Source organism: Chrysiogenia bacterium, assembly GCA_020434085.1.
Taxonomy (GTDB): domain Bacteria; phylum JAGRBM01; class JAGRBM01; order JAGRBM01; family JAGRBM01; genus JAGRBM01.
Window position 1 is genome coordinate 1 of sequence record JAGRBM010000039.1, and the last position, 5,734, is coordinate 5,734.

At 64.2% G+C, this 5,734-nt stretch carries 3 protein-coding genes and 1 pseudogene; 3 read left to right on the top strand and 1 reads right to left on the bottom strand.

What is annotated here, in order from left to right; translation table 11 throughout:
• Positions 1-300 precede the first annotated feature (300 nt).
• Positions 301-1,302, bottom strand: coding sequence for an adenosyl-hopene transferase HpnH (gene hpnH / locus KDH09_01055; GenBank protein ID MCB0218256.1), 1,002 nt, complete (start codon positions 1,300-1,302; stop codon positions 301-303).
• 195 nt (positions 1,303-1,497) lie between these two features.
• Here hpnH and KDH09_01060 point away from each other — a divergent pair, with 195 nt between their 5' ends.
• The 3 genes and pseudogenes from KDH09_01060 to KDH09_01070 all read left to right on the top strand — a co-directional run bounded on the left by KDH09_01060 (position 1,498) and on the right by KDH09_01070 (position 5,355).
• Entirely contained in the window at positions 1,498-2,226 is a 729-nt protein-coding gene (locus KDH09_01060; protein ID MCB0218257.1) for a hypothetical protein, read from the top strand.
• A gap of 95 nt (positions 2,227-2,321) precedes the next feature.
• Positions 2,322-4,058: a carbon starvation protein A gene (locus tag KDH09_01065; GenBank protein ID MCB0218258.1), complete on the top strand. Its 1,737-nt coding sequence runs from the start codon at positions 2,322-2,324 to the stop codon at positions 4,056-4,058.
• A gap of 166 nt (positions 4,059-4,224) precedes the next feature.
• A pseudogene (locus KDH09_01070) lies at positions 4,225-5,355 on the top strand (Hsp70 family protein).
• Positions 5,356-5,734: the final 379 nt, after the last annotated feature.

Consider the following 5,734-nt stretch of genomic DNA (forward strand, 5'->3'; position numbering starts at 1 on the left):
CCGTAACCTCCATCGAGCCGCCCATCATCGGATGCGGCGGGGCGATGACGACAGGCACCTGCGTGCCACGATGATAGAGCCCTTCGAGACACTGCTCGGGATCGGCGGTGGGAATGATGACCGGGCGTTCGAGAAACTGTCCTTGCTGAACCATGGGGGCGATTCTAGCCCGCGCTCATCACTCGCACCAACCTGATTCGTCCTGAGCGCGTCGAAGGAATGACGGGCCGCCGCCTTTGCCCCAAAATGAAAACGCCCGGCCTACTGGCCGGGCGCTTTCCGCTCTCTGCCTGGTTCAACTTACGCAGCGAGCTGCCAGCGCATCATCGAGATCATGTCGGTCATGGTCATGTTGAACACGACGCTCGCTTCGAAACCCGAGTGCATCTTGCAGTTGGCGCAACGGGGGTCCTTCTGCTGGGCGTAGTATTCCCAGTCGGTGGACTCCAGCAGTTCCTGGTAGGTCTCGTAGTGATCGTTCGTGATCGCGTAGCAGGGGCCTTTCCAGCCCTTGGGGTTGCGGGTGATGTTGCCCCAGGGCGAGCACGGATATTCGCGCTCACCGGCGAGGAAGCTCATGTACTGCGGCGTCGAAAGCATGTTGAAGTTGTTCATCACCGGGAGCAACTTCTGGAACTTCTCGTGAATCTGGTCCTTGGTGCCGAACATGTAGGGATCGTCGGCGAAGGCCTCGTAGGCGAAAGCCGGGCTGGCGATCAGGCCGTCCACACCCAGGTAGGTGAGGAAGGTGAAGAGCTCTTCGAGCTGCTCGGGGGTCGTTTCACGGAAGATCGTGGTGTTCGTCGTCACGTGGAAGCCCATCTGCTTGGCCAGCTTGATGTTCTCGATGGCCAGATCCCACACGCCCTGGCGCTCGACGATCTTGTCGTGGAGCTCGCGCATCCCGTCCATGTGAACGGTGATGGAGAGCTGCTCGCAGGGCTCGTGCTTGGGAAGGAAGCGATCGAGGAACATCGCGTTGGTGCAGAGGTAGATATACTTGCCGCGCTCGATGAGCCCGTCGATCAGGGCGTCGATCTCGCGGTAGATGAGCGGCTCGCCGCCGCAGACCGAAACCACGGGGGCGCGGGTCACCTCGGCGGCTTCGAAGCACTGCTCCAGGCTCATGCGGTCGGTCATCGAGTCTTTGTATTCGATGATGCGGCCACAGCCCTCGCAGGTCAGGTTGCAGGCGTGAAGAGGTTCGAGCATCAGCACGAGGGGGATTCGCTTGTTTCCGCGAAGCTTCTCGCGCATGATGTGGCCGGACATTTTGGCCTGGAGTTTAAGGGGTGTACGCATCGCGTGGTCCGCTTTCTTTGCTTGAAGTCGACCCATCCTAACTGCGCGGTCAGGAACGGGTTTCGGCGCGCTACGCTACCGCTCAATCCTGTGACAAGTCAACCAAAATCGCCCCAAAGGCGCGTTTCTCGGGGGTTTTGGGCAAGAATGGGGGCAGCGTCCGCCCCTTTGATCTGAAGGAAGATTTCGCTCCCGATGCCCCCCACGCCGCCGAGATTGCTGATCCTCTCCGCCCTGGAGGGGGAGGTCCGCCCGCTGATTGCGCGCGGGCGGGTGATCACCCACTGCCACAGGGCTCCGGCCTCCCTGTATGAACTCTACCTGGACGATCGCTTCATCCGTGTGGGCTGGACGGGCATGGGCCCGGAAAACGCGGCGCGCTTTGCTGCCTACGTCGCCGCCGAGTTCCCAACCAGCCTGGCCATCCTGACCGGCTACGCCGGCAGCACGAGCACCGAGCGCGCGCCCGGCACGCTCATCCTCGCCGATGAGATCCGCACCGAGGGCGCCGAATCCCTCGCGCCGAACGCTCCGGCCCGGCGGCGCGCGGCCGCGCAGGTGCCGCTGGCCCTCAGCGGCGCGCTGCGCACGCTCAGGGAAATCGTCACGGACGGCGCGGAGAAGGCGAAGTTCACCGACTCTCTGGCCATCGACATGGAGACCCATGCCGCCGCCGGCGCGCTTGCAGGGGCCAACGTCCCCTGGATCAGCCTCCGGGCTGTGCTCGATACGCCCGCGCACTCACTCAAGGGGATCGACCGCTTCACCACCGAGGTCGGCGGCGTCCGCACCGGCGCCCTCATCGGCGCCATCGTGCGCGACCCGCCGCTCATGGCCCGGCTGATCAGGCTCGGCGGCGCCCAGGGCGCGGCCCGCAGGACCCTGATTCCGGCCCTGGAGCAGCTCATCATTGAGTTCGGGTGAAGTCCCGGACGCGTTTGCCGGGCCGGGCGCGCCTCATCTAAGTTCGTCACTTCGCCTTCGGGGCATTTCCGAAACTTGAGGAGCGTTGGCCGGCCATGAATGCCGCACTTGCCGCACTGCTGTGTCTGATCGTTTACGCGCTGGGATACCGGTTCTATTCGGCCTATCTCGCGACGAAGATCTTCGCCCTCTCCGACGACCACGTCACGCCTGCCCACGCGCAGGAGGACGGCGTCGACTACGTGCCCACGAACAAGTGGGTGCTCTTCGGCCATCACTACGCTTCCATCGCGGGCCTGGGACCGCTGCTCGGTCCGGCCATCGCGGTGATCTGGGGCTGGGCCCCGGCGATGCTGTGGGTCGTGGGCGGCGCGCTGCTCGTGGGCTGCGTCCATGATTTCGGCGCGCTCGTTGTCAGCATGCGCGCCAGGGGCCAGTCCATCGGCAAGGTGACCGAGTCGGTGATCGGCCCGCGCGCCAAAAGCCTCTTTCACCTGATCATCTTCTTCCTCGTCGCGCTGGCCATGGGCGTGTTTGCCAAGGTCATGGCCGCGCTCTTCAGCCCGGCGACCGCCGCCAACCCCGTGGGGTACCCCCAGGCGGTAATTCCCTCGGCCAGCCTGATGATTCTGGCCACGGTGATCGGCACGCTCGTCTACAAGAAGGGCTTCCGGCTGGTGCCGCTCACGGTGCTGGCGTTCATTCTCGTGCTTGGTTCCATCCCGCTTGGGATGAACGAGGGCGTGCTGGCCTTTACCGGCCTCAATGAAGTCGGGCGCGCCCCCAGCACCGACGGCTGGAGCTGGCTGCTGCTCATCTACGCCTTTGCCGCCAGCGTGCTGCCGGTCTGGCTGCTGCTGCAACCGCGCGACTTCCTCAACTCGCTGCTGCTCTACCTGGGCATGGCGGCGATGTTCCTGGGATTCTTCGTGCTCAATCCGCAGTTCGATGCGCCTGCCTATCAACCACACCCCGACGGCGCGCCGAGCATCTTCCCCTTCGTGTTCATCACCATCGCCTGCGGCGCGGCGAGCGGGTTCCATGGACTGGTATCATCGGGCACTTCTTCGAAACAGATCGCGCGCGAGCCCGACGCGCGCATGGTGGGTTATGGCGGCATGGTGGGTGAGTCCCTGTTGGGACTCATGGCGGTGCTGGCGACGACGGCCGGATTCGGTGACGCCACGCGCTGGCACGAGCACTATGCGAGCTGGGGCGCAGCCGGCGGGCTCGCCCAGAAGATCGACGCCTTCATCCAGGGCGCCGGTCTCTTCATCTCCCAGTTCGGCCTGCCGCTGGGCGCCTCGCAGTCTTTCGTTGCGCTGCTCGTCGTGAGCTTCGCACTCACCAGCATGGACTCGGGCACGCGCCTTCTTCGCTACAACATTGCCGAGATCGCCGAGACCCTGAACCTGCCGTGGCTGGGACACCGGGTGGTGGCGAGCCTGGGCGCGGTGGCGGCCATCGGCTTCTTCTGTTTCTTCAAGATCAACGGAAAGCCCGCGGGCCTGGCGCTCTGGGCGATCTTCGGGACGAGCAACCAGCTCCTGGCCTCACTCACGCTGCTGGTCGTATCCCTCTATCTGCTCCAGCGCGGGCGCAACGCCCTGCCGACACTGCTGCCCATGCTCTTTATGATGGTGAGCACCGGCGTGGCCATGGCCGGACAGCTCCGCGACTTCTGGGCCAAGGACACGATGCTACTCTTCGGCCTGTGCCTGGGACTTCTGATCATGGCGCTGTGGCTGATTTTCGAGGCCCTGCTGGCCTTCCGCCGCTACCAGAGCGGCCAGACGACCGAGAGTCTGCAGGTGGAATTCAAGGCTGGGTAGTGCCCCGACTGCGCGGGAATTGAAACAAGCTTGGCCCGCTGCCCCAATTTTGCACCGGCCCCGCAAGGTGTGCCATAGTTGGCGGCCAGAGGGGATGATCCGGCTTGAATTCTCCAGTGGAATCACTGGCTTAGTCCCTCATCGCTGAATTGGAACTGGGAAGTCTATGGGTGCCATCATCGGCATTGATTTGGGGACGTCGAATTCGTGCGTCGCCGTGTGGGAAGGCAACGGCCCGCGCGTCATTCTCGACAGCAAGGGCTACAACACGACGCCGTCCTATGTTGCCGTCAACTCGCGCGGCAAGCTCATCGTCGGACATCTGGCCAAGAGCCAGGTCATCACCAATCCCTACCAGACCATTTACGCCGCCAAGCGCATGATCGGCCGCCGCTTCGACGAAGAAGGCGTGAAGATCGCGCAGCAGTTCATCACCTACGACATCGCCGAAGGCCCCAAGGGCGAAGTGCTGATGGTGATGAACGAGAAGCAGTACAGCCCCATCGAAATTTCCGCGATCATTCTCAAGAAGATGAAGAAGATCGCCGAGCAGGAACTCAACGCCGAGGTCACCGAGGCGGTCATCACGGTTCCCGCTTACTTCAACGACAACCAGCGCAAGGCCACCCGCGACGCCGGCGAGATCGCCGGGCTCAACGTGTTGCGGCTCATCAACGAGCCCACCGCCGCGGCGCTGGCCTACGGCTACCGCGACGATACCGAAAAGAACGTCGCGGTCTTCGACCTCGGCGGCGGCACCTTCGATGTATCGGTGCTCTCCATCACCAAGGGCGTGTACGAAGTGCTCGCCACCGGCGGCGACTCCTACCTGGGCGGCGAGGATTTCGACAATCGCCTCGTCGAGTACATGGTCAAGGAATTCAAGAAGACGGCCGACGTGGACATCGCCATGGACAAGATGGCCCACCAGCGGCTCAAGGACGCGGCCGAGAACGCCAAGCGCGAGCTCTCCAGCAAGGAAACCGCCGACGTCTCGCTTCCCTTCATCGCGCCCAACGTCGATCCGAGTCTCCACCTGGAGTTCAAGATCGCGCGCAATACCTTTGAGAATCTCACGCGCGACCTCGTCGATCGCTGCGTGCACATCTGCGACATGGTGGTCCAGGAATCGGGGCTCAAGCGCGACGAGATCGACGATGTCCTTCTCGTGGGCGGCCAGACCCGCATGCCCAAGGTGCGCGAGAGCGTGCGCGAGTTCTTCGGGCGTGAACCCTCGGCGCGCGTGCATCCCGACGAGGCCATCTCGATGGGCGCGGCCATTCAGGGCTACATCCTCGACATGAGTCGCAAGGCCGGCAAGAGCATTCAGGAACCGGCCGCCGCGCCGCCGCCTCCCCCGCCGCCGGATTCGGCAGCGGCTCCCTCGTTCGAAGACGCCTCGCAGGAGACCGGCCGCATCAGCGCGCCGACCTCCAAGCCCACCGAGCCGGAGCCCGAGATTCAGGAAGATGCCTTCGCGGCGCTGGAGACGGAATCCCCTGCCCCGCCGCTTCCCGAGGCGTCCGAGCCCGCACCGCAGAGCAAGTCTGCCAGCTTCGGCGGGCGCCCCAGCGGCGAGGCGAACATCGCCCCCTGGAAGAAGATTCTGCTGGACGTCACCCCGCTCTCGCTGGGCGTGGCGACCTTCGGGGACATGACCTACGTGATCATTCCCA

What these genes read in the sequence shown, in the direction of transcription:
- KDH09_01065 (MCB0218258.1), top strand. Translation starts at nt 2,322, where the DNA reads ATGAATGCCGCACTTGCCGCACTGCTGTGTCTGATCGTTTACGCGCTG.
- hpnH (MCB0218256.1), bottom strand. Translation starts at nt 1,302, where the DNA reads ATGCGTACACCCCTTAAACTCCAGGCCAAAATGTCCGGCCACATCATG.
- KDH09_01060 (MCB0218257.1), top strand. Translation starts at nt 1,498, where the DNA reads ATGCCCCCCACGCCGCCGAGATTGCTGATCCTCTCCGCCCTGGAGGGG.